Below are 22420 nucleotides of genomic sequence, written 5' to 3'. Positions count from 1 at the left end.
GTGGGGCGGGAAACTCGCGTTGTTTCTCCTTTAGAAGAGACCATCTAGCTTGTCATCACTCAACGACTCTCCACTTACCTCCCCATCATTCTCATGCGTTTCTTGTTCACCCTGAGCGTCAGCTGCCACTGCCTCAAGTTGATCAAGGCGCTCACTCTCCTTGACGTCCGAGAGTAACACGACTGCCGCGACGTGATCGGACTCCGGGAGCGGATAGTCGCCGCCGCGAACCTCCAAACACTGAGTCGTCTCTTCGACCCACTGTCGGCCGCGCTCGATGCCCTTTCTGCTGAGCCATGCCGGCGGCCCACTCACGAGAACGAGCGCCCGACCTGTACTCGCGACGTCGCAGGGGACGGAAAGCTGACTGCGAACGGCCTTTCGGATCGTACTCATGGTGAGGTTGACGGCAGTCGTCTCGTCGACACTCGGTGTCGAAGAACCAAGGAGTCCCGACAGTCGCCCGGATGAGTCATCAGTATCGATCTTGCCCGACCCATATCCAAGTGCGCTCACTCCCCCGCCACGCAGTGTATTGATGATCTCGCTGGCGTCGAGCACACTTTCCCCAACAGTGTCCGACTGACTAAGTTCACCTGCACTAAACAGGACTGCGAGTCTGCGTGCAATCTCGCGATTGATCGACTCGTAGGCGTCGCCGAGTGATTCACCACTCGAGCGCCAGGCATCGTTATCGATCAGGACGACATTGTCGGCCTCTCGCCGAAGCGTTCGAAGCGAGCGTGCAGCATTCAGTGAGTAGAGGCCGCCCTCGTCTTCACTCGGGAGAATTCCGAGCCCATAGATCGGCTCTGTGTGGATTCGCTGGAGTTCGTTCACGAGGACCGGACTCATGCCGCTCCCAGTCCCACCACCGAGGCCGGCGACGACGAGGAAGGCATCGACATTCGTCGCCGGGACATCGATTGCCCGGACGAGTTCGGAACGCTCGTCTTGTGCAATCTCGGCGGCGAGCTCGTTGTCGCCGCCGACACCGTGGCCACCAACCCGGCTCTGTCCGACGAGGTGTCGATTTGCCTCGGGGACGTGATCGAGTCCACGAAGATCTTGTTCGGCCGTATTGATCGCGACAGCCTCCCGGATGAACGGGGTCTTGTCTGCCGACTCACGCTGGAGGAGCGCGTCGACGATTTTGCCACCTGCCTGACCAACGCCGATGAGGACCAACTGCATGGGCAGTGTCAACCTCTTTCTGAGTCGACATAAGTGTTCAGCCGTCGTCGAGGGTCCACTGAGTACCGCTACACGAGAGAAAAATGGTGGTCTAGTGGGAGATGCGTTCTAGAGCGTCTCCGAACCGGATTTCTCAGACCTGTCTGTGGAAAAACTCTTAGCCGGGTCTGTAGAACTCTTGAGCCAATGCCCTCCATCAGTCGTCGAAACCTGCTCGCGAGCAGTGTCGCTGTAGGCGGCACTATCGGCGTAGGCGGTCTTCTGCCGGCAAGCCTGTTACCGGACACGCTCGCGATGTGGCGCACACTGCTTCGCACGATCCCGAGCCACACTGCCAACCCGTCAGTTACCGACAGCCATGTCGTCGCCGCCCGCAAGGACCTCCAAGCCTCGATCGATCGTGCCCAACAGACGTGGGATCGTGTTTCGGACAAAGAGACAGCCAGCAGCAACCTCCCCGCATTCGGCGACCCTGGCAGAAATATCACGAGCGCTCAAGACTACCTCACAAACGCTGAACGGGCGACCGGGTGGGACGCCATCGTCGATATCCGACTCGGTATGATGCACGCCGGACGTGCAATCGGCGGCGCACGACTCGCACTCGATAAAGCCACGGGAGAACAGCTCGCCGACCAAGCCCGCGAAATCCAACAGGCTATCGCGAACACTCGCCAGAGAATTACCTATACAGTGGGCGACCCGCAAGTCGATCTTGCTCGCTTGTACTGGGTCGAACGGTGGCTCGGCCGTGCAAAGCTGAACTCCTACCGCAATGGCACCTTCGTCGGCCAGGACACGCCGATCACGAAATACGACCCAGAGGACACCATCAATACGTGGGGGACACACCTTCAGGCACGCCGACAGCGGGCCGATGCCGCTCGCCACTATAAGGAGTTGCGCGCGACACTCGACGAGCGCAGTATCCCCGGCCGAGATCTCACAGCCCATGTCCGCGACGTCGACGACCAAATCCTCGCAGACACACGAGACCGAATGCTCTCCCCCCAAGAGTCCGAACGGAGCCAGGAGACGATTCGCGCACTCCCAGCGGGTCCCCACCGAACTATTCGCTCGATAGTTCTCTCCTACATACAGAACACAAACCTTGCGACGCCGAACGGATTGTATGCAGGCCTGCCGCTCTATCGGACTGTACGAAATGCCGAATCGCTCCTGAAGGGACGCGCCTTCGACGCCCTCGAGAACGATATCCCACTTGATGCAGACGCCGATCGCGTCCCTGCAGCCATCCTTGACCGGACCAAAGCTCGCGGACTCACGCTCCTCCGTGAGCGGATACGCACCGCCGTAGACCGGCCACTCCTCTCACTGCTCATCGAAGAGGGGCATCGACTCATTCAGTCGGGCGATACCGAACTCGGTCGCGACTCGGTCGACAATCCACGCGCTCGTGCGTACACGAACTACCGACTCGCTGTCGAGTATCTCGACGACGTCGAGACCATCACGGCCCAAATCGATCAGCCAAGCTGAGCCGTCTCAAAGTGGATTGTGCGACGTCGCTGTGAACGATCTTCTCCTCGAAGGAAAATACGTAGCCGGCTACACGCCACTGGAGCGCGGCACACAGTCGGGCCAACGGGAGAGGAAGATATTCTGCTTTGAGACCGTCACCTCGACGTCGAGGACCGCATCCAATAATCCACCCAAGGCCTCACAATACGCATCCGGTCGTTCTTCACGGAAGCGGGCCTCTGTACGTCCCTGATCCTGGGAGAGTCGGTTTTGGAGATAGACGGTGACGAACTCCTCCCGAACTGCCGTCGACGCGTCATCAAGATACTCTGGAAGGGACAGATCTGTGTCGACGTTTTTCTCACCAACTGGGGCGCCGAGTGCGGCCAGGGTCCGACCGAGGACGGTTTCGCCCTCACCAATGCGGAATTCGGTCGCCCGACCGCTCTCGTCTTCGTGGACCACACGGTATTCGACGCCGGCCGTCTCCAGGGCCGACTCGAGGCGGATGCGGGCCGTTGGCCCATCGACAGTAAAGGACGGCGAGAAGTTCTCGACGGAGATCGACCCACCAGAGAAGATCCACGCGACGAGAACATTGAGCCCGCCGACGAAGACGTCGTCAGTCTCGGAGAGTGGCACCCAACCGTGATCTTGGGCGACGTGCAGTCCGCGGACACAATCAGGCATCCCGCCATTGAGCCACGTTCGAACCCGACTCGGTGGTAAGTCGAGTGCGTTTCCAACGCGCGTTCGCCCGGCGTCAGGGTGCTCGGCAGCGAACTCTTGGACGCGACGATAGTCCTCGACCGCCCGCATCGGGTCCTGTCGGTACTCCTCGGTCTGTGGAGCATACGTGCGGACCAGTGCTTCGGTGTCGAGAATCTCCATTATGACCCTGTAGTCGCTGGGTACGCAAAAATATGGCCGAGAAGGAATCGTCCGACTCAGTCCTAACCCGCTCGCGGAAGCTCCACCTCGAAGACGGTTCCACGAGGCTCGTTATCCTCAATGTGCACCGTCCCGTCGTACTCCTCGACCAGCTTTCCGACAAAGATGAGGCCGCCCTGATCGTCCCCGGACGGATCGAAGAGCTGTGCCCGCTGGTCGTCGGGAATACCCGGCCCGTTATCAGCCACGGACAGCCGGACAGTCTCTTCGGTCGTCTCGATTGCGACGTGGATCCGTGGGTCGTCGGCGTCGTTGTGGTCGGCGGCGTTCTCCAAGACATTGTCCAGCACCGACCGGAGGCCGGCATTGGCCGTGACGAGTGCCTGATCGGGAAGGTCGGTCGTTACGGTGAGCCGGTGTGACGTCTCGAGTTGGGAAGCCATCTCGGCGGCGATGTCCGCGACGTCGACAGTCTCGAGGTCGGGGTCGCCAACCAACGTCTGGGCGACGGCGTTGCTCGTCTCGATTCGAGTCAACGCTTCGTCGACTTTATCGACGATGACGTCGGGCGTCTCGCTCTCCACGTCGTCCGTCGACGAGAGTTCATCATCGAGGATGCCGGCGTGGCCCCGGATCACGACGAGGTCGTTACGCAGGTCGTGGCGAATCAAACTGTTGACGAACTCGAAAGCCTCGCTCACTGTCTTCGCCTCGTGGGCCTTGGCTCGTGCACGTGACTGGTAGTAGCCCGCGACGAACCCCGCGATTCCACCCGCATTGATCGCGACCAGGAGTGGGAAGAGTGGCTCGGTGATGACTCGACCTTCGAAGGCGCGGACGAACAGCGTCGCGCCCATGATGGTGCCAAACAGGACGACACCGGCGAGACACCAGCGAAAGATGACCCACCGATTCGTGGGCGAGGAGTCGTTTTCGGCGAGCCAGTAGCCCGCGTAGGCCAGCCCGAGCGCTGGGAGGCCGTCGACGAGGAGCGCGACGACCGGCCCGGCCACGCTGCCGATAGTGAATATTTCCTGGCCGTGGTGGACGGCGGCGACGAGGAACAACAACAGTCCCCCGATGACGACAAGAAATGGCGACCGCATTTGGAGCGACTGCTGAGTCATATAGAAGATAATCGACTGGAGACGGGTATGTGTACCGACCACAAATTCGCGAAATAATCCCCCTTCCAACAATATGCACCGGTGCCAATCCTTTTGCGACTCGGTAGCGTATATCGGTCAATGAGCCTGTTCAGAAAGGCCGGGAAGAAATTCGAGGAGGCAAAACAGGCGTTCGACGGCGACGGGGCGGAGACCGACACGACGTACGTCTGCCGATCCTGCGAGAAATCGGTCGCCGAGAACCACCAGTACTGCCCACACTGCGGTGAAGAGACTGTCGAGCGCGTTGAGTAGGACGAGACGGGAAGAACAGTTCGCTCGACGTCGAACGGAAAGACGCTCAGGCCGAGACCGGGGGCTTTCGTCCCGGGCGTCGACGGTACGCGAGGAACCCGGCGAGGATGCCGAGCACTGTCGCGAGGCCGAGCGACGTGACGGCGCCGACGTCCAAGGTCAGCTACCCACGACTGAAGTCGTGGGCTTCCACCCACGATGGGGTTTCGGCCCGAGCGACCAACAGCGTCGTCGGCTGACAGCAACCCACCGATTCCCCGTGTGGAACCACTCCGTTCCACGGTCGGGTACTCCATCGTCGCTTCAAACGACGAGGGGTACGGGGCTATGGAGGGCCACTCTCACGCTCTTCCGAGTGTGAGGCGGTGGGGCACGTCCATTTAATTCCCGGTGACCTCCACTCTAACCCACTATGGGGTGCGGAGAAGCCATGCCCAGAACGGGCAAGGCTAACACGCTCGCTTCCGCGGTCCCGAGTTCAAGGCGGGCTGACTGGCCGCCCGTCCCAGCCGACACTTGTGGCCTGCTGGCACTATCAATTTATTCGGTCACGAACCACTTGAACGTTCGCGTTTGAAACCCGGCCGGGTTGTCGCATCGTGGACTGTTCTCCCCGCTGTCGGCTTCCTCCCACGACTAACATCGTGGGTTTCCGCCTTGATCTTCTATGAGTCTCAGCGCCAGCACGAACCATGCCGACAGGCTGTGGACCTTTGCGTGGACCGCCACGCCGCCGATCTTGCTCTCTAACTCGTTCAGTCCGATTGTATATTTAGTTGCCATATTGATGCACCTATACTTGCAGAGAGGGCCGGATAGAGCATATAAGGGTGAGTCGATGTTCTGACTCAGAAAACCGGTGGGATATTTCCTACTCGGCCGACGAGTAAGCGTGTGAACGAGGAGTCGGAGGCCCCGGAGGTGTTCGCCACACTCGACGACGAGTACGCACGCGAGATTCTGGTCGCGACGAAACGCGAGCGACTGTCGGCGGGCGAGCTAAGCGAGAAGTGTGATATGTCGCGGCCGACCGTTTCGCGACGAGTCAACCGGCTCGTCGAGCAGGGCTTCCTCGAGGCGCACACTCACGTCGACCCGGCAGGCCACCACTACAAGGAGTACGAGGCCTGCCTCGAACGGGTCGAAATCCTCCTCAACGCGGATGGATTTGACGTCGAAGTGGACGTGCAGGCCGACCCAGCCGACCGCATCACGTCCATCTTCCAGACTATGCGGGAAGAAGGAGACTGACACACTATGCAAGAACTCTGGTTCGTCGCCGTCAAACTGCTCACTATCGCCCTCGGGTTCCTCATCGCCTATCAGGCGTACCGAGGCTATCAACGGAACAACGCACAGACACTCCTCTACGTCGCCATCGGGTTCGTCCTCATCAGTATCGGGGGTGTCCTAGAGGGGTTACTCGTCGAGGTGTCCGGATTCTCGCTCGTCGAGGCCGGGTTCGTCGCCTCACTGCTCGTCACCGCGGGGATGCTCTCGATCCTGTACGCACTGTACGCGCCGAATCCCTAGCCTCGAAACGAACGCGTGTCCAGCTAGCTGAAGAGACTGGTGCTGAGAAGGATCTGGATGAGGAAGACGACGGCGAGGACTCCAACCAGCACGACGCCGACAAGGAAGATCGTCGCGTTGAGAATCTTCGAGTCAGAGTCGTAGAGGCCGAGTGCGACGGATCGGTCTGAAAGGGGTGCGAGCGGGGCGAACTGGAAGCGACCACGACTGATCGAGCCAAGGTCGACGAGGATGTGTGTAACCCATGCGCCGCCGACGGTCCCCGCGATCAGGAGTGCGAGGACACCCCCGGAAACAGGAATTGAGAGCGAGCGCGTGAGGAAGTGCTGGCCTTGGGCTATTGCGCCGAGCAGGCTGAAGTACAGCACTGGAGCGACGAGGAGTGGAGAAAACACGCTGTGGAGGGGACCGCGTCGGCCACGGTTGACGACTTGTTCGAGTGTGTTCGGGAGTGGCGCGACGACGTAGCCGATGCCGAGACAGAGCAGCAATGCACCGCCGACGGGAATCGACGGTTCAAGCAGATCCGATCCGAGAAGAGCGAGTCCAATCGTCGAGATAACGGTAAGTGTGACGCCCCGATGGCCAGCAGTATCCATGAGATGTTAGTTCGTTTTTCAGAAGAAGGCTTGAACCTTCGGTTGTCCTCCAGTTTCGACACTCGAAGCTTCGTCGTCGAAAAGGAATATCGTGGTAGTCGCCCCGCGTACAGATCGGTCGTCCGTTCCCACCGATGGACGACCGTCGATATCGACCGAGTCCGGTTCCAGGCCCGTTTAGCTAGCGAGGATGGACTGGGCGACGTTAGCGAGTTCCGAGGGGTCGGAGTCCTGGAGTCGCTCATCGGCGAGCTTCAGGCGGAGACGGGGTCGACCGACGTCGATGGGGACCTTCTCCGTGTCGATGAGACCCATGTCTTCGAGCTTCGTCTTCGTGCGGCTGAACGTAGCCTTGGAAGCGATCCCGACGTCCTCGCCCCACTTGGAGATGTCGTAGAGGAGCACGCGGTTGCGCGCAGCGACGAGGAGACTGATCGTGACCTCGTCCAGGCCATCACCGTCGCCACGAGCGCTCTCGAGCGACGCGAGCACGTTCTCGAAGTCCTCCTCGACCTCGGGGCTGATCTCGTCGTCGAGCGTCTGCCGGATGCGCGAGATGCCGGGCGTCCGGAGCGTGTACTCGTCGGCGGCCTCCCAGTCAGCCTCGACGGTCTCGTAGGCGGCGTCGACGAACTCCTCGTCGTCGGTGACGAGCCCACCAACATTGTCGTCGGCCGTCACGAGCGCGACAATCTGCGATTCGGTGACGAACAGTGAACTTCGCGTACTGTCCTCGACGGTGCGAAGCGAGAGCGTGTCGGCCTCGATCAGATCGGCCGCGTTGGTGGCGACAAGGAAGTCGTCCATCACGTTCTTCAGCAGTCGCCGATCGGCCAGCATCCGGATCTCCGGAAGCTCTCCCTCGTAATGCGTTGCAGTCTCGATGACGCTCTCGATCATGTCCGCCGAGGGGTTTACGACGAATAGATCGTCGGGCCCCTCATCGAGCACTTCCTCCAGGACGTCGTCGACCGTGGTGCCGAGCAATGGTGCCATAGGTGAATGTAGGTTTCCAGACTATATATGGTTACTCCTATGTTGCTTCGACAATGGATTCGGTACACCACTGCTAGAATATTGGGCAATTCTGTCGATGTTGTCTGAGTTAGCACACAATTCATTTCGGTTCCTACCCATCCATTTTAAACGGTCTAACACGTGGCGAGGGGAAGCCCACCTCTTCAGAGGAGGGTGTGAGCGACAGTAGAGTGCGACGCTCCGCCGTCCTGCGCTCAGCTGCAATCCTCACAGGATGGTACCGAGACTGAAACACACCGTCGAACTCGCTCTGACTTGCCCTGCATCTTTTTTGGACTGTGCGTTCAACCTAGCCTATGAGTCGCATTCTGGTCCCGGTCGACGAGTCCGAGCAGTCTACACACGCCTTAGAGTACGCACTCGAGGAGTTCGAGGCGGACGAACTCGTCTTGATCCACGTCCTCGACCCCGCGGAAACGCACCTTGTCTCGGCACTCTCGGTGCCGAGCGACGAGTGGCTCGAACGCTCCCAAGAGGCGGCCGAGGAACTCTTCGACGAGGCACGTGCGACGGCCGCGGAGTTCGACGTCGAGATTGCCGAGACGGCGACGCCGGTCGGCCAGCCGGCCCGCTCTATCGTGACGTACGCCGAGGAAAACGACGTCGACCACATCGTCATCGGGAGCCACGGCCGGTCGGGCGTCTCCCGCGTCCTTCTCGGGAGTGTCGCGGAGGCCGTCGTTCGCCGCTCGCCGGTCCCCGTGACAATCGTCCACTGATACGAGTGAGGCGTTGACTCTCCTGACTCGTTGACCACTTCTCCTGGGGAGAGTATTTTTCAGTTTGTAACCAGTCTGTAAGTATATGGATACTGAGTCGGACCCGAAGTGGGAACAGGAGTCGACACCGGTTTCGACGACGCTCTACGCCGTCGAGTCGGTCGGCGCCGATACGTTCGCCGTCGGGAGCGGTGGCGTATTCCTCGAACAGCAGGCCGACGGGTGGACCGTCCGCGAGGAAGACGGCCCGGATGGCCAGGGAAGCGACCTGTACGCCGCCGCGGTCACCGACGACGGGAAGCGTGTCTGGTTCGCTGGGTCGAGTGGCGCCCTCGGTCACTACGACAGAAGCGCCGAGGAACTCGTCGATCACGCCGCCCCCAAGGGTATTACCGGGAGCTGGAACGGCCTCACTGTCACTGGTGCGGCCGACGAGGAGACCGTCCACCTCGTGAACGGGTCTGGGTCGGTCCTCCGCGGGTCGATTACTGCGGACACGGCGGAGTCAGGCGACGTCGAGTGGGTACAGGCGGCTCGTTCGCCGGGCGGCGACGGTCTCGGGAGTGGGTCGAGCGTCCACTCGGTCGAGGCCGTGAACGACACGATGTACGCGGTGAACTCGAGTGGGAAAGTCTTCGAGTCAGAGGACGGGTCGTGGACCAAACTCGGCATCGAGGTCGCCGGATCGACGCTCTACGACATCGCGGCGGACGACCAGTACGTCTACGTCGTCGGCGAGAACGGCACGCTCTACCTGTACGACGAATCGTCGTGGGACGCCGTCGACGCCGCGGACGGCCCGTTGTACGGAGTGGCCGTGGACGGTGACAAGGTCGTCATCGTCGGCGCCAGTGGTCGGATTCGCTACTACAACGACGAGGACGGACTGCAAGCGGTCGAGTCCCCTGTCGACAAGCCGTTCCAAGATGTGACCGTCGGTAGTGAGGAGTGTATCGCCGTCGGCGGGAGTGGCGCCATCGTCTCGCGTCCGGTGACTGGCCAGCCCACGGAGCAGGCGACACAGCAGGCCGAACAGTCGGCGTCTGCTGGGAACGCTTCAGTCGAAGCCGAGCAACCTGCGGGAAATGGCCAGTCGCAGGAGAGCACGCAGAAGCAAACAGATACTCAGAAAGACGACGGTCAGTCGGAGCAGGCCGAACAGCCGCGAACGAACCAGACGAAGGACGACTCTCCTGAGGTAGACTCGAAGACGTCGAAAGCCGGCGAGCCCCAGAAACGTGGCGGACAGGAAGGGTCGAGTACTGCCGACGACACACAGTCGACACAGCAGACCCAGTCTGAGACACGTGCGACGAGTCAGGAGCAGACGGATGCGCCGTCTCAGCAACACGACGAGCAGTCCCAGTCGACGAAGTCACCAACGGAGTCCTCGACGTCGGGCACACAAAACGACGACGCAGACACCGAGTCGAAGAGCGAGTCTGCGAACGAGTCTTCGACACAGTCTGATCCAGACTCGAACGGGCAGTCCGAACATCATCCCGACGAGCAGTCGTCTCGGGAGGCCTCCGGGACACAGACACCGTCGAAGTCAGAGTCGACAGAACAAACGTCGACAGAGGATGGCGGCGACGCTCCAGCCAAGTCCTCCTCTCAGAAGCAGGAGACGCCTGAACAGTCCCAGTCCGACTCGGACGACGCCGATCAGGACGACGGTGACGAGTCAGCCGCGCAGTCCCCAACTGCCGACGAGCAGACTCACGAGAGCGATACCGGAAAATCGACCACCGACGAGCGGCCGTCGCGTGTCCCGGTCTCGGACGTCGTCGAGGTCCCCGAGGACGCGAACGTACCGACCGAGGTAGACGTCCCTCGAGCGATTTGGACGCCCACGGATCTCGTGTACGCACTGGACGTTCTCGTCGACGACATCGATCTCGATGAGGAGGAGATCATGGCGGTCGTGATCGACGATGACCGGACGCTCCCCGAGACCGACATCATCCAGGAATTCCTCGCCGACGACGCCGATATCGAGGTCGTAGACGTACTCGCCGAACTCGTGGAAATCGCGGATATCGACGTTGACATCGACGGGCCGGTCGCGGAGTTGTTCGACGACGAACGGGAGCTCTACGAGTCCGCGCTCCTGTACGACCTGCTCGAGGACGCCTCGCTTCCCGTCGCAGTCACTCTCCGAGAGCACTTGGACGACGACGATATCGGTCTCTATCGGCTTGGGGTCCTGACCGAACTCTTCGTCGACGCCCCGCTTCGGGACGTCGATGTCGTCCGTGGCGTCGCGAGACACGTCATCGACTTCGACGACATCGATACGGGCGCACTCGTCGGCGAACTCGAAATCGACTACGAAGGTGTCGAGGACCTGTTGGACATCGCTCGGTAGCGCTCCGTGGATATCGGACCCCACACTTGTGGGACGTACCGACGTGAATGACCCCCCAGCCGAGTTTCACTCTTCGTTGAAGAGTTGCTCGAGGTCGTCTTCGTCGTAGTTGCTGAGGAGTCGCGGGTCGTCCTTGTAGGTCCGGAGTACGACGTTGGTCACGGAGTTCTCGACGCCGTCGATCTCGATGATGCTCTCCGAGATCCGCTGGAGATGGCTATGGTCGGAGACATGCGAGAAGACGTAAAAGGACATCTCACCGAGCATCGAGTACACTCGCTGAACACCCGAGAGTTCGGCGAGTTCCTCCGCGATTTCGTCGTGGCTGCGTTCGTAGCTCGTCTCGATCGTCGTGATTGCCGCGAGTTCGAGGCCGAGTTTGGCTGGATCGAGGTCCGCAACATTCCCCTTCAGGATGCCTTGCTGGCGGTACTTGTCGAGTCGGTAGTACACCGTCGACGTGCTGATGTCGAACTCCTCGGCGGCTTCGTCGACGTCGACTTCACCTTCGCGATCAAGCCACTGGAGAAGTCTGAAGTCCGTCTCGTCAAGGTCGATTTCGGGCATTACTGTGTCGTGGAGTGCGAGTTTTATTAGTCTCACCGACAACCGGATTCAGTCTGTCTGCTCCTCACGTCCATCTGCCGCGAGTTGCTCCCGGTCGTGTCGCATCGGATTGCGGTCGCGTTCGGTGCGCAATCGGTCCCGTTCGAGCGTCACTGTGAGCGTTCCCGCAGTCTCGTCGAGTTCCGTCTGCACAGTCCCATCCGGATTGATGGCCTTACTGTGCCCGCAGAACGTCGTCGATTCCTCGTCGCCGACGAGGTTGCACCCGAGGAGGTAGGCCCCGTTCTCGAGTGCCCGGGCGGGGAGGAGTGTGTGCCAGTCTGGTTCCATCGTGACGGACCACGCCGAGATATTGATGATTGCGTCGACGCCCGTGCGTGCGAGGTCGGCACTCGCTTCGGGGAAGTTCGCCTCGTAGCAGATCTGGAGTCCGAACGTCCCGAAATCTGTTTCCACGACGGTCGGGCCCGGACCAGGCTCGAAGGCGTCGCGTTCGGCGCCCCATCGATGCCGTTTCACATGCGCCGCCCGAACCGCGCCGTCTCGGTCGAGCCAGACTGCCGCGTTCTGATATCCCGTATCGGTACGGCCGGGCATCCCGAACAGAACGTGGACGTCGGCGTCGGCGGCCACGCGTCCGAGACGGTCGGTCGTCGGTCCCGGAATCGGTTCGGCATCGTCGGCGAGTCGGTCGAAGACGTGGTAGCCAGTCGTCACGAGTTCCGGAAAGATGACGAGGTCAACCTGGTCCGAACCCGCTGCCCGAATCGTCTCACTCATGGCGTCGAGTGTCCCATCGTCGGGCGGGCCAAGCGAGGTTTCCCACTGGACGAGCCGACACGTGAACGAGTCGAGTGTGGTCATCGTCCCTCGAACTCGGGTTCGCGGTCCTCGCTGAACGCGGCGACCGCTTCGGCGTGGTCTTCGGTCTGGGCACAGATTCGCTGGGCACGGGTTGCGTGCTCGAACGCGGTTTCGAGATCGATATCCTGGCTCTCGTTGACCAGCGCTTTACTCTGGCCAACTGCAACGGGCGGTGACTCGGCGAGTGTCTCGGCAAAGGACTGTGCTGCCTCGACGACGTCTCCCTCGACGTGCTCGCGTGCCAGGCCCCACTCTACGATCTCCGCGCCGGCGAGTTTGCGGCCGGTGAAGATGAGTTCTTTCGCCCGTTCCTCGCCGATCAGCCGTGGGAGGAGGTACGCGCCGCCGTCGCCGGGAACGAACCCGACGTCGATGAACGTCTCGCCGATGACGGCATCGTCGTCGACGACGCGAAAATCACAGGCCAGAGCCGTATCACAGCCAGCGCCGAGTGCGTAGCCATCGATGGCTGCGACGACTGGAGTCTGAATCGAGCGGAGCGTCCGGACGACGTCTTGGAACAGTCCGAGACCGTCCTCGTAGTCCGCGAAGTCCATCTCTGGGGTGAGTGGCATGTCGTTTAGGTCGACTCCAGCACAGAACCCATCACCACTCCCGTGAAGCACGATCGCTCGGACGTCGGCGGTGTCGTCGGCGGCTGTCAGCGCCTCGACGACCGAGCGGAGCAGTTCCTCGTTGTAGGCGTTCATCACGTCCGGACGATCGAGTGTGAGTCGGACAACGTGGTCTGTCGGACGGGTTACTGCCACCGTCTCCGAGTCGACCGCAATCGCCTCACTCATCGTCGACACCCCCAGTCGCGACGAGATTCCGCTTCGCAACTTCCTCACGCGACTCGAGTGTGATGCTCGCGTCGAGAATCTCGACACCATCCGGCCCGGCGAGGACCGGATTCAGGTCGAGTTCGGCGATAGCCGGGTTCGACGCCACGAGGTCCGAGACGTCTACCAGCAACTCGACGAGGGCCTCGCGGCTGACCGCTGGATCCCCGCGAGCGCCGTCGAGCATCGCCTGGGCCTCGATGTCGTCGACGAGCGCTCGAGCGTCTGCTTCAGTGAGTGGGAGCCCACGGAATCCGACGTCTTCGAGCACCTCGACGAAGATGCCGCCGAGCCCGAACATCTCGACGGGACCGAACTGCTGGTCGTCGACGGTACCGACGATGACTTCGATGCCGTCCTCACGCATCGGAGAGACGAGTACCCCATCGAGTTCCGCCTCGGGGTCGTAGCTGCGGGCGGCGTCGAGTAGCTCGTGGTACTGGTTACGGGCAACTGTGGGGCTATCGACGTCCAGCGCGATGCCGTCGGCTTCGGACTTGTGGACGATATCGCGGGAGACGACCTTCATCGCGACGGGTTCGTCGAACGCCTCGAAGGCCACAACGGCCTCGTCGGCGGACGTCGCGAGCCGATAGGGCGTGACGGTGACACCGTTCTGATCGAGGAGTTCCTTCGACTCGTACTCGGAGAGGGTGTCGTGGCCTGCCTTGAGAGCCGACGTGAGTGACTCCGATGGTGCCGGTTCGTCTCGGTCGAGCGTGAAGTCACTCTTCGTGTCGGCTGTTTCGAGGTGTGTCCCGTAGGTCGACAGTGCGTCGAGGCAACTCGTCGCGACCTCGAGTGACTGGAGGACCGGGATGCCGTGTGCCCGGAGGACCTCGTGGGCTTCCGTGTCGAATCCTTCGTACGCGCTCTGGACGACGACGGGGATGTCGTACTCGTCGACGAGTGTCGCGAGCCGTTCGGCAGTCCGCGTTTCGACGTCCGTGTACTCGTCGGCGAATCGGATCCCGTACCCACCAAAGAGACCGGTGAGGAGGAGTGCATCTACGTTCGGGTCGGCGGCGATCGCCTCCGCACAGTCGAAGAACACACTCGGGTCGTCATCAGTCCCGCCCGCGACGTCGACTGGATTGACGATACTCGCGGCGTCTGGCAGGTGGTTCTGGAGCGTCGTCTGTGTAGCGTCCCCGAGCCTGGGGACGTCGAGTCCACGGTCGACGAGTGCGTCGGCGGCAAGAGTCGCGTGACCACCGCCGTCAGCCAGGATGCCGATATTCGTCCCAGATGCGGCAGGAAGGTCAGCGAGCGCGCGACTGACTGGCAGTAGTTCGTCGGATCGGTCGACGGTCACGATGCCTGCCTGTCGATAGACCGCGTCGGCGACACGACTGTCGCCCGCGAGCGACCCGGTGTGGGAACTCGCCGACTGCTTGCCCGCCTCGGTGCGCCCGCTTTTGAGAGCAATAATCGGGAGGTCGGTCGTGACCTGGCTTGTCGTCTCGAGGAACGCACGGCCATCCTCCATCCCCTCGACGTACAACACGACGGCATCGGTCTCGTCGTGATCGACGAAGAACGGGAGGTATTCGTCGAAGTGGAGGTCCGACTCGTTTCCGACGCCGACGTAGTGGCTGAAGCCAGCCCCATCTCGGTCGGCGGCTTCTGTAAATAGTCCAATCGCCATGTTGCCACTCTGGCAGAGTAAGGCGAGGTTCCCCTCGGGGACGATATCGGCGCCGACGAGATTGAGCCCGCGATGGACGTTAATCATTCCGGAGGTGTTCGGGCCGATGAGGCGGATATCGTTCTCGCGAGCGATCGAGACGATTTCTTCTTCGAGTGCTTCGCCGTCGGCGCCGGATTCACTGAACCCGACAGCGACGACGATCGCGCCCGCGAGGTCGGTGTCACCACAGTCTTCGAGGACGTCGGGAACGATCGGCGCTGGTGTCACGATAAGGGCGAGATCGACACGTGCAGGAATCGAGGAGACTGTCGGGTAGACGGTAAGCCCGCGAATCTCGTCGGCATTCGGGTTCACTGGATAGATATCTCCGTCGTACCCGCTGTTCTGTAGTGTCTGGATCGCCTGGTAGCCACGTTTCGTCTCGTCCGTCGAGGCACCCACGACGGCGACCGAATCCGGGTCGAGAATCCGGTCGATATCTGTTTCACCCATCTCACTCACCCGTGAAGACTGGATCGCGGTCTTCTGCGAACGCGTCGACGCCTTCCTGCCAGTCGTCGGTCCCCATGCAGGCGAGCAGTGCTTCGGCTTCGGCGGTGAGCCGGTGGTCCCGGTCTGCCTGGCGAGCCGGGTCGAATTGCTCTTTTGCGAACGCCATCGGAATCGGTGCATTCCCTGCAAGGTCATCGGCCAACTCGTCGACCTCGTCCTCGAGATCTGCTCTCGGCACGACTTCACTGGCAAGGCCCATCTCGTCAGCCTCGGCTCCAGTAACGGTCGCACCGCGGAGGACGAGCTCTTTGGCCTTCGCCGCACCCACACGTGCGGACAGCGTGTAGCTCACGCCGCCGCCGACGTAGGTGCCGATGCTCACTTCCGGGAACCGGATCTCGGCATCTTCACTCATGACGAGGAAGTCCGCACTGAGCGCGAGTTCCGCGCCTGCACCGATTGCGTATCCGTGCACGCTGGCAATCACGGGTAAATCGCTGGTCTGGACCGCTCGACAGGCGTCCTGTGCTCGCCAGACGTACTCGCGGCGCTCCTTCGCCGAGCGCTCGCGTTCGTCGTGTTGTTCCATGTCGGCGCCGACACAGAACGCACGTCCCTCGCCCTGAATGACGACGACGCGTGCATCGTCGGCGGCCGCCTGTTCGAGGCCCGCTTCGATCCCCTCGTAGAGTTCGGGAGTGACCGCGTTGAGGCTATCTGGCCGATCCAGCGTGATTCGTGCGATTCGATCTTCGACATCGTAGCGAACCGGTCGATCGTCCGTGGTTGGAGTTGATGACATCTGTTATCGTGGCACTACCATTGTTCTGCGCTACCCCTCATAAGAATTTCCATTATTTTGGGAAAGTTCCGAATCATCTGCGATTCGATTGGGAAATCTACGGCTAAGAAAGATTAATATAGTATGCTATACAACCACGGGGTGGGCATGTCAGGTAACAACACGCACAAGAGGCGGCGATTCTTGCAAGTCGCGGGAATAGGCGGTGTAACTGCACTGGCTGGCTGCAGCACTGGTTCTGGACAGAATGCCTCATCGGGTGGGAAACCCTCCAAACTCCGGTTCATCGGATTCGGCGGGAACACCCAGAAGACGCAGATGGATGTCTTCAACAAGTGGGGCGAGGAGAACGGTGTGACAGTCTCGGGAACGCCGGCTGGCGGTACGACCGAGATGCTGTCGCTCGTCAAGCAGAACCCAGGGGCCTACGACGTCGTCGCGCTGAACGACACGGGAATGGCTCGGGCACAGAAAGAAGACGTCCTGGAGCCGATCGACCTCTCGAAGGTCCCTAACTTCAAGGAGAACATCCGCGAGAGCGCACGCGGACTCCCGTTCCTGACCTCCGACGATGGGAAGACGATGGGACTAATCCGTGAGAACGGAGCGACCGGCTACGCGTACAACACCGAGAAGATCGACACGGAACTCACGACCTGGGACGACCTCAAAGACCCCAAATACGAGGAGAAGGTATCGCTCATCGACCGGACGATCGACCGGCTCTCGAACTGTGCGATTTCGGTTAATCTGAACGTCAACAAGGTTCCTGGAAACCAATCGAAGACGGACAAGATGTTCCAGGAGGCGAAGGCACAGGACACGAACGTCTTCTCCTATTGGAGTAATGGCGCGACCTCCATCCGGTATCTCCGTCAGGAGAACGCGTGGATCTGTGAGGCGTGGGGTGGCCGGGTTCTCGCACTCCAAGAAGAGGGGTACGACCACATCAAGTACGTCATCCCCGAGGAGGGCGCAATGGCGTGGGCCGACAACCTCGCGATTGTGAAGGGGACCAAACACAAGGACGCGGTGCACGATCTCCTCAACTTCACGTACCAGCGAGAGCACCTGCTGTCGATCGCGAAAGGGATGAACTACACGGTGCAGGTTCCGAACCCGCCGAAGTGGATGAAAGAGTTCCCGGACTACGCGCCGGCGTCGGATCTGGCCTTCCGGGACTGGTCGGTGCTCCTCCCCAAGCAGGAGGCCTGGTCGCAGCGTCTCGGTCAAATCAAGGCCTAACACGACTAGTCGAGGACCCATATCGAAATTATGTTGGAAGTGAAAGACTTCACGAAGTACTACGGCGACCTCTGTGCGGTCGACTCCCTGTCGTTCCGTATCGAGGAGGGTGAATTCGTCACACTCCTCGGACCGAGCGGCTGTGGCAAGTCGACGACACTGCACGCGATCGCCGGACTCATCGAACCAACAGATGGGCAAATCTTCCTCCGCGGGGAGGACGTGACTGACGACCCACCCGAGAAGCGCAACATCGGGATGGCGTTCCAGAATACGGCGCTCTTCCCCCACATGACCGTGCGCGAAAACATCGCGTACGGGCTGAAGATGCACGGCTACGAGAAGGCCGCCGTCGACGACCGGGTCGACGAGTCACTCGAACTCGTCGATATGCCCGATCACGGCGACCACCGTCCCGGTGAGCTTTCCGGTGGCCAACAACAGCGGGTCTCGTTGGCTCGCGCACTCGCGTACGAACCCGACATCCTCCTCTTGGACGAGCCGCTTACAGGACTCGACCGAGTGCTGCGCGAGGAGATGCGTGGCTGGCTGAACCGCATCCAGCGTGAAGTTGGCGTGACCTCCCTTTACGTCACACACGATCAGGAGGACGCCCTCTCGATGTCGGATAAGGTGGTTGTCTTGAACGACGGCAAGGCCCAACAGATCGACGAGCCCGAGCGAATCTACGAGTCACCGGCGAACCAGTTTGTCGCCGAATTCGTCGGGAAGTCCACTCGCTTCCACGGGCAGGTCACCCAGCAGGGCGACAACCGTGCGGTCGTACACAACGACAGCAAACCCATCACGGTCAGTGGAACCTACCCGGACCGCACAGAGCTCTCACTGTACGTGCGCCCGGAGGACATCGATCTCGTCGCGGCGTCGACGCCAAACGCTACAGACGCCGAAAACGCGTTCACGGGGACGATTACGGAAATCGCGAACCTCGGCGACCGTGCCGAAGTCCACGTCGAACTCGCGGATGGCTCTGTCGCACTCGCTCACGTCCATCGATTCCCCGACTTCGACGTCGGCGACGAAGTCGTTGTTCGCTTCGACCCCGAGCAGGTGATTTCGATATGAGGTTCCAGCGAAGTCCCATCCCCCGGTGGATGAGCACGCGGATTCGCAATCGACACCTCGCGGCGTTCGGCGTCGCCTGGGTGGGACTCTTCTTCGTCCTCCCACTCGTGTTTCTGGTTCCCGAGAGTCTCGCCCTCGGTACCGGACAGCCCTTCCAGGCGTACAACCGGGTCTTCGATAGCCTCTACATCGACGCGTTCGTCCGTTCGTTCCTCTACGCGGCGGCGACAACCGTCCTCACCCTCCTGTTGGCGTACGTCCTTTCGTACTACCTCTCGTTCGGGAGTCGGCGGATACGCCTGGCGCTGACCCTCGTCGTCGTTCCATTGTGGATCGCATACATCGTCCGATACTTCGGCCTGCTGTTGTTCTTCTCGCCGGCCGGGCCACTCGCCACGTACACCGGCCTCGAGGTCGATCTCCTGTTCACCACGCCGGCAGTCATCATCGGCCTCATGAACGTCTATTTGCCCTTTGCTGTGTTGCCGATCTACAACTCGCTCAACTCGATCGATACCGAATTGCTGGATGCCTCCCGCATCCTCGGCGCCGGACGATGGCGGACGATCGCCTCGATCGTCGTGCCGCTCAGCCTCCCGGGTGTCGTCGCCGCGGGGCTAATCGTGTTCATCCTCGCTGCCGGATCCTTCCTCGGGCCCGCCGTCCTCGGTGGCCCCGGACAGAAGATGGTCGCGAACTACATCGCGCAAGCGTTCCTCGACAACTACAACATCCAGTTCGCGTCGGCGCTGGCCGTCGTGTACACGATAATACTGCTCGGGTTGCTGGGCATCTTCAACGCTGTCGCCGACCTTGAGGAGGTGCTCGGGGGCATATGAGCACTGCCACGAGCCGGTTCAATCGTCTCGGTCTCGTCGGCGTCGTGACCCTCATCTACGGATTCTTACTCCTCCCGGTGGTCATCGTCGTCGTCACGTCGTTCACGACCCAATCGTTCCCCGGGATTCCGAAAAACGGCATCTCGTTCCAGTGGTACGAACAACTGCTAGCCGACAGCAAGCTCGTCAACTCCCTCAGGGTGAGCGTCGTCGTCGCGACGTGTTCGTCGATTCTCTCGGCGCTCGTCGGGACGGTTGCGGCCTTCGGGTTCGTCCGTAGCGACTTCCCGTACAAAGAACAGATTTCCTCGGTCATGCTCCTCCCGATGGTAATCTCGCCGATCATCACGGGCATCGCGTTGGTTCGCTACTTCGGGACGCTCTCGGTCCCGTCAGGCTATCCCGCACTTATCGTCGGGCACACGGTGTTGACGCTTCCCTATGTGTTCCTCCTCGTCCGCTCGGAACTCGTCACGTTCGATCGGGACCTGGAGCGGGCCTCCCGGACGCTCGGCGCCGACTCGACGCTAACGTTCCTCAACATCACAGGACCGATCATCTCGCCCGCAATCCTCTCGGGAATGTTCGTCGCGTTCGTCGTTTCGTTCGGCGAGTTCGCCGCGACGCAGTTCCTCATCGCACCTGGCACGAGTACGGTCCCCGTCGTCATCTACACAATGCTTCGGACGGGCCTCACGCCGACGATCAACGCGCTCGCAACGCTGCTCATCGTCGTCATGGTCACTGTCGCGTTCGCGAGTCGCTATTTCGACCCGTCGAACTGACCCATCTTTTGGACCGGTATCGGTACTTTCGAGCTATAGAGGAGTTGTACAATCGTTTCTGGTGATTTCCCAACCCTATTGACGCCGCAAGGTGTTTACCTTCTCCTTGTAAGTACTAGGTATGTGGTGGGGGTGGTGTCGCAACGAGGACCACGGTGATAGCGGCCGCTTCTTCGATGTCGACGTCGAACGTGGGCAGTCCGACGTTCTCGCCACCATGCTGATGGTCGGCCTCGTCACGGTCACGATCTCCGTGGCTGGCGGCGCCGTCGTCGCGAACTTCGCGGAGCAGGCAGGCAATCCCGCGCCGGCGACAGACTGCCACATCGCGTACGACGAGACACTGACTATCGCCCATTCCGGTGGGAACGGTATCGAGATCGCGCGGCTCTCGGTCGTGGTCCAGAACGACTCTGGAACGTCTCGACTCCCGTTCGTCGTCGACGAGGGCGACGGAGATGGTCGCTTCGAGGTCGGCGAGTCCGCTCGACTTGGACAGTTGGAGACAGACACGACGGTCTACCTCGTGACGCCAACCCACGTCGTCTGCAAGAGGACTATCGGCGTGTCCAGTGAAGATGTGCCCACGACGACGGACACAGAGACGACGACTACAACGACAACCACGACTACGACGACTTCCGAGACAGACAGTCCACCGACGGTAACGCTCGTCAACGTTACCGACGAGAGCCAGTGTTCGGACCGTTCGGAGAGTGGGAAGTGCAAAGGCAAGAAGGGCGTCGTGAAGTTCAACGTCGAGTGGCAGGCGACGGACGACCGCGGACTTCGGAATGTCACCCTCGAACTGCGTTGGAAGGGGAGCGAGAAGGTAGTCGACACCGCGACGCCGTCGGTGAGTGGGACGACCGCGTCGGGAACGGTCACACTTCGTAGAGACGATGCCTATGGACGGAAGTTCATCATCGTCCTCACCGTCACTGATTCGGCCGGGCAGACAGAGACGGTACAGGTCTCCGATACAGCCGACGGCACTGATCCGTCTTGAGTAGTACACACGGCGTTTTTCGGTGCATACGGCGACTCGGTCGGTGTCGAGTGCCCAGAGACGGAGGGGTCTTTTCGAGTGTTCTCCGTATTTTGCGACAGGAGACGTTTGGCGCTGGGTGGGGTCTTTTCGAGTGTTTATCTACTCGAACAGCCCTGTAAACCATGATGTCGGACGATCTGAAAATCCAGTCTATCTCAGTCAGAGCCGGAACAGAGGGGTCTTTTCGAGTGTTTAGACAAGAGATGCCTCTCCTTATCGCGTATATTATATCTCTATGGGTAGCGGAAAGTCTCGTCACACAGTGCACTGCGGCCTGAGTATCGAGTTAACACTCGAAAAGACCCCTCCCCGTGGTACTTAAAGAAACAGAACACTCGAAACACTCGAAATGATGTTTTTATTACTCACCACTGGAATTGAGAGACAATGGCTGGTCTGTTTGAGGACGTCGAAGACGCCATATATCGGGACAAGCGGGTACTCAAAGAAGAGTATCAGCCGGACGAAATCCTCGAGCGTGAAGATGATATCGAGGAATACAAACACGCCCTTTCAGACACGCTCTTCGGACGAAGCCCCGACAACGTCTTTCTGTTTGGAAAAGCCGGTGTCGGAAAGACGGCCGTCACGAACTACGTTCTGTCCGAACTCCAGGCAGAGGCAGGACGTCGAGAGACCGCCGACACCATCGACATCTCCAAGGTGAACTGTAACAACGAACGTGTATATTCAACTGTTCGGCGTCTCGTCAACAATCTGCTTCCAGAGCACGCCGAACGATTTCCGAAGAAAGGACCCTCGACGGCAGATGCGTTCGAGGAACTCTATCCTGTTTCAAGGAGAGAATCCTGTGCTTCACAGTAGTTGCCGAATCAGATTCTCATCGAAGCAATCACGCCAGTGTTTACTTCAGAATCGCAGCGAGTGGGACTTTTCTCCACGCAGTAAGGCTCGGAGCAAGCGAGGGAACGCCGCTTCGACGGCGTTCCC

At 60.7% G+C, this 22420-nt stretch carries 22 protein-coding genes and 1 pseudogene; 12 read left to right on the top strand and 11 right to left on the bottom strand.

The features are described from left to right. Positions 1–30: 30 nt before the first annotated feature. Positions 31–1194, bottom strand: coding sequence for a tubulin/FtsZ family protein (locus P0Y33_RS06215; RefSeq protein ID WP_279529675.1), 1164 nt, complete (start codon positions 1192–1194; stop codon positions 31–33). Positions 1195–1380: 186 nt separating this feature from the next. On the opposite strand from P0Y33_RS06215, the gene P0Y33_RS06210 reads away from it, so the two are divergent. Continuing rightward, on the top strand, positions 1381–2694 hold the full coding sequence (locus tag P0Y33_RS06210; protein ID WP_279529674.1) for a hypothetical protein: 1314 nt from the start codon (positions 1381–1383) through the stop codon (positions 2692–2694). Between the two features lie 69 nt (positions 2695–2763). Here the strand turns inward: P0Y33_RS06210 and P0Y33_RS06205 are convergent, their stop codons facing one another. Continuing rightward, a complete protein-coding gene (locus P0Y33_RS06205; protein WP_279529673.1) occupies positions 2764–3567 on the bottom strand; it encodes a hypothetical protein in 804 nt (267 codons plus the stop codon). A 62-nt stretch (positions 3568–3629) separates the two neighbouring features. Continuing rightward, positions 3630–4694, bottom strand: a complete 1065-nt coding sequence (locus P0Y33_RS06200) for an ATP-binding protein (RefSeq protein WP_279529672.1) — start codon at positions 4692–4694, stop codon at positions 3630–3632. A 120-nt stretch (positions 4695–4814) separates the two neighbouring features. On the opposite strand from P0Y33_RS06200, the gene P0Y33_RS06195 reads away from it, so the two are divergent. After that, on the top strand, positions 4815–4988 hold the full coding sequence (locus P0Y33_RS06195; RefSeq protein ID WP_279529671.1) for a hypothetical protein: 174 nt from the start codon (positions 4815–4817) through the stop codon (positions 4986–4988). A 666-nt stretch (positions 4989–5654) separates the two neighbouring features. Here P0Y33_RS06195 and P0Y33_RS19105 read toward each other — a convergent pair. Next, positions 5655–5771: pseudogene (locus P0Y33_RS19105) on the bottom strand (DoxX family protein); the annotation flags it as partial. Between the two features lie 111 nt (positions 5772–5882). On the opposite strand from P0Y33_RS19105, the gene P0Y33_RS06190 reads away from it, so the two are divergent. Next, positions 5883–6239: an ArsR/SmtB family transcription factor gene (locus tag P0Y33_RS06190; protein ID WP_279529670.1), complete on the top strand. Its 357-nt coding sequence runs from the start codon at positions 5883–5885 to the stop codon at positions 6237–6239. 6 nt (positions 6240–6245) lie between these two features. Beyond that, positions 6246–6521, top strand: a complete 276-nt coding sequence (locus tag P0Y33_RS06185) for a DUF7521 family protein (protein WP_279529669.1) — start codon at positions 6246–6248, stop codon at positions 6519–6521. A gap of 23 nt (positions 6522–6544) precedes the next feature. On the opposite strand, the gene P0Y33_RS06180 is transcribed toward P0Y33_RS06185, so the two are convergent. Beyond that, the gene (locus P0Y33_RS06180) at positions 6545–7120 is read right to left on the bottom strand and encodes a hypothetical protein (protein WP_279529668.1); all 576 of its coding nucleotides are present in this window, start codon (positions 7118–7120) and stop codon (positions 6545–6547) included. 177 nt (positions 7121–7297) lie between these two features. Beyond that, positions 7298–8116, bottom strand: a complete 819-nt coding sequence (gene tbsP, locus P0Y33_RS06175; protein ID WP_279529667.1) for a transcriptional regulator TbsP — start codon at positions 8114–8116, stop codon at positions 7298–7300. 338 nt (positions 8117–8454) lie between these two features. On the opposite strand from tbsP, the gene P0Y33_RS06170 reads away from it, so the two are divergent. After that, a complete protein-coding gene (locus P0Y33_RS06170) occupies positions 8455–8877 on the top strand; it encodes a universal stress protein (RefSeq protein ID WP_279529666.1) in 423 nt (140 codons plus the stop codon). Positions 8878–8962: 85 nt separating this feature from the next. Continuing rightward, on the top strand, positions 8963–11245 hold the full coding sequence (locus P0Y33_RS06165; protein ID WP_279529665.1) for a hypothetical protein: 2283 nt from the start codon (positions 8963–8965) through the stop codon (positions 11243–11245). A gap of 66 nt (positions 11246–11311) precedes the next feature. On the opposite strand, the gene P0Y33_RS06160 is transcribed toward P0Y33_RS06165, so the two are convergent. From P0Y33_RS06160 to P0Y33_RS06140, 5 genes are read right to left on the bottom strand one after another with little or no spacing between them, the layout of a single operon-like run. After that, a complete protein-coding gene (locus tag P0Y33_RS06160) occupies positions 11312–11812 on the bottom strand; it encodes an Lrp/AsnC family transcriptional regulator (protein ID WP_279529664.1) in 501 nt (166 codons plus the stop codon). 48 nt (positions 11813–11860) lie between these two features. Then, positions 11861–12676 (bottom strand): carbon-nitrogen hydrolase family protein, encoded by an 816-nt coding sequence (locus P0Y33_RS06155; RefSeq protein WP_279529663.1) that lies wholly within the window; start codon positions 12674–12676, stop codon positions 11861–11863. After that, entirely contained in the window at positions 12673–13479 is an 807-nt protein-coding gene (locus P0Y33_RS06150) for an enoyl-CoA hydratase/isomerase family protein (RefSeq protein WP_279529662.1), read from the bottom strand. Before P0Y33_RS06150 ends, P0Y33_RS06155 begins: the two co-directional genes overlap by 4 nt. After that, positions 13472–15661, bottom strand: coding sequence for an acetate--CoA ligase family protein (locus P0Y33_RS06145; protein ID WP_279529661.1), 2190 nt, complete (start codon positions 15659–15661; stop codon positions 13472–13474). Before P0Y33_RS06145 ends, P0Y33_RS06150 begins: the two co-directional genes overlap by 8 nt. A 1-nt stretch (position 15662) precedes the next feature. Further along, positions 15663–16463, bottom strand: coding sequence for an enoyl-CoA hydratase/isomerase family protein (locus tag P0Y33_RS06140; RefSeq protein WP_279529660.1), 801 nt, complete (start codon positions 16461–16463; stop codon positions 15663–15665). A 318-nt stretch (positions 16464–16781) separates the two neighbouring features. Between P0Y33_RS06140 and P0Y33_RS06135 the strand changes: the two genes are divergently transcribed. The 6 genes from P0Y33_RS06135 to P0Y33_RS06110 all read left to right on the top strand — a co-directional run bounded on the left by P0Y33_RS06135 (position 16782) and on the right by P0Y33_RS06110 (position 22294). Beyond that, the gene (locus P0Y33_RS06135; protein ID WP_279529659.1) at positions 16782–17708 is read left to right on the top strand and encodes an ABC transporter substrate-binding protein; all 927 of its coding nucleotides are present in this window, start codon (positions 16782–16784) and stop codon (positions 17706–17708) included. A 30-nt stretch (positions 17709–17738) separates the two neighbouring features. Continuing rightward, positions 17739–18794: an ABC transporter ATP-binding protein gene (locus tag P0Y33_RS06130; RefSeq protein ID WP_279529658.1), complete on the top strand. Its 1056-nt coding sequence runs from the start codon at positions 17739–17741 to the stop codon at positions 18792–18794. Continuing rightward, positions 18791–19633, top strand: coding sequence for an ABC transporter permease (locus tag P0Y33_RS06125; RefSeq protein WP_279529657.1), 843 nt, complete (start codon positions 18791–18793; stop codon positions 19631–19633). Before P0Y33_RS06130 ends, P0Y33_RS06125 begins: the two co-directional genes overlap by 4 nt. Next, complete coding sequence (locus tag P0Y33_RS06120; protein WP_279529656.1) at positions 19630–20418, top strand: ABC transporter permease; 789 nt, start codon at positions 19630–19632, stop codon at positions 20416–20418. Before P0Y33_RS06125 ends, P0Y33_RS06120 begins: the two co-directional genes overlap by 4 nt. 121 nt (positions 20419–20539) lie before the next feature. After that, positions 20540–21427 carry a type IV pilin gene (locus P0Y33_RS06115; RefSeq protein WP_279529655.1) on the top strand — a complete coding sequence of 296 codons (888 nt, stop codon included), beginning with the start codon at positions 20540–20542 and terminating at the stop codon, positions 21425–21427. Positions 21428–21856: 429 nt separating this feature from the next. Next, positions 21857–22294, top strand: a complete 438-nt coding sequence (locus P0Y33_RS06110) for a hypothetical protein (protein WP_279529654.1) — start codon at positions 21857–21859, stop codon at positions 22292–22294. Positions 22295–22420: the final 126 nt, after the last annotated feature.

It is taken from the genome of Halospeciosus flavus, assembly GCF_029814175.1.
Lineage (GTDB): Archaea > Halobacteriota > Halobacteria > Halobacteriales > Halobacteriaceae > Halospeciosus > Halospeciosus flavus.
This window is presented reverse-complemented; position numbering and strand designations above follow the sequence as displayed.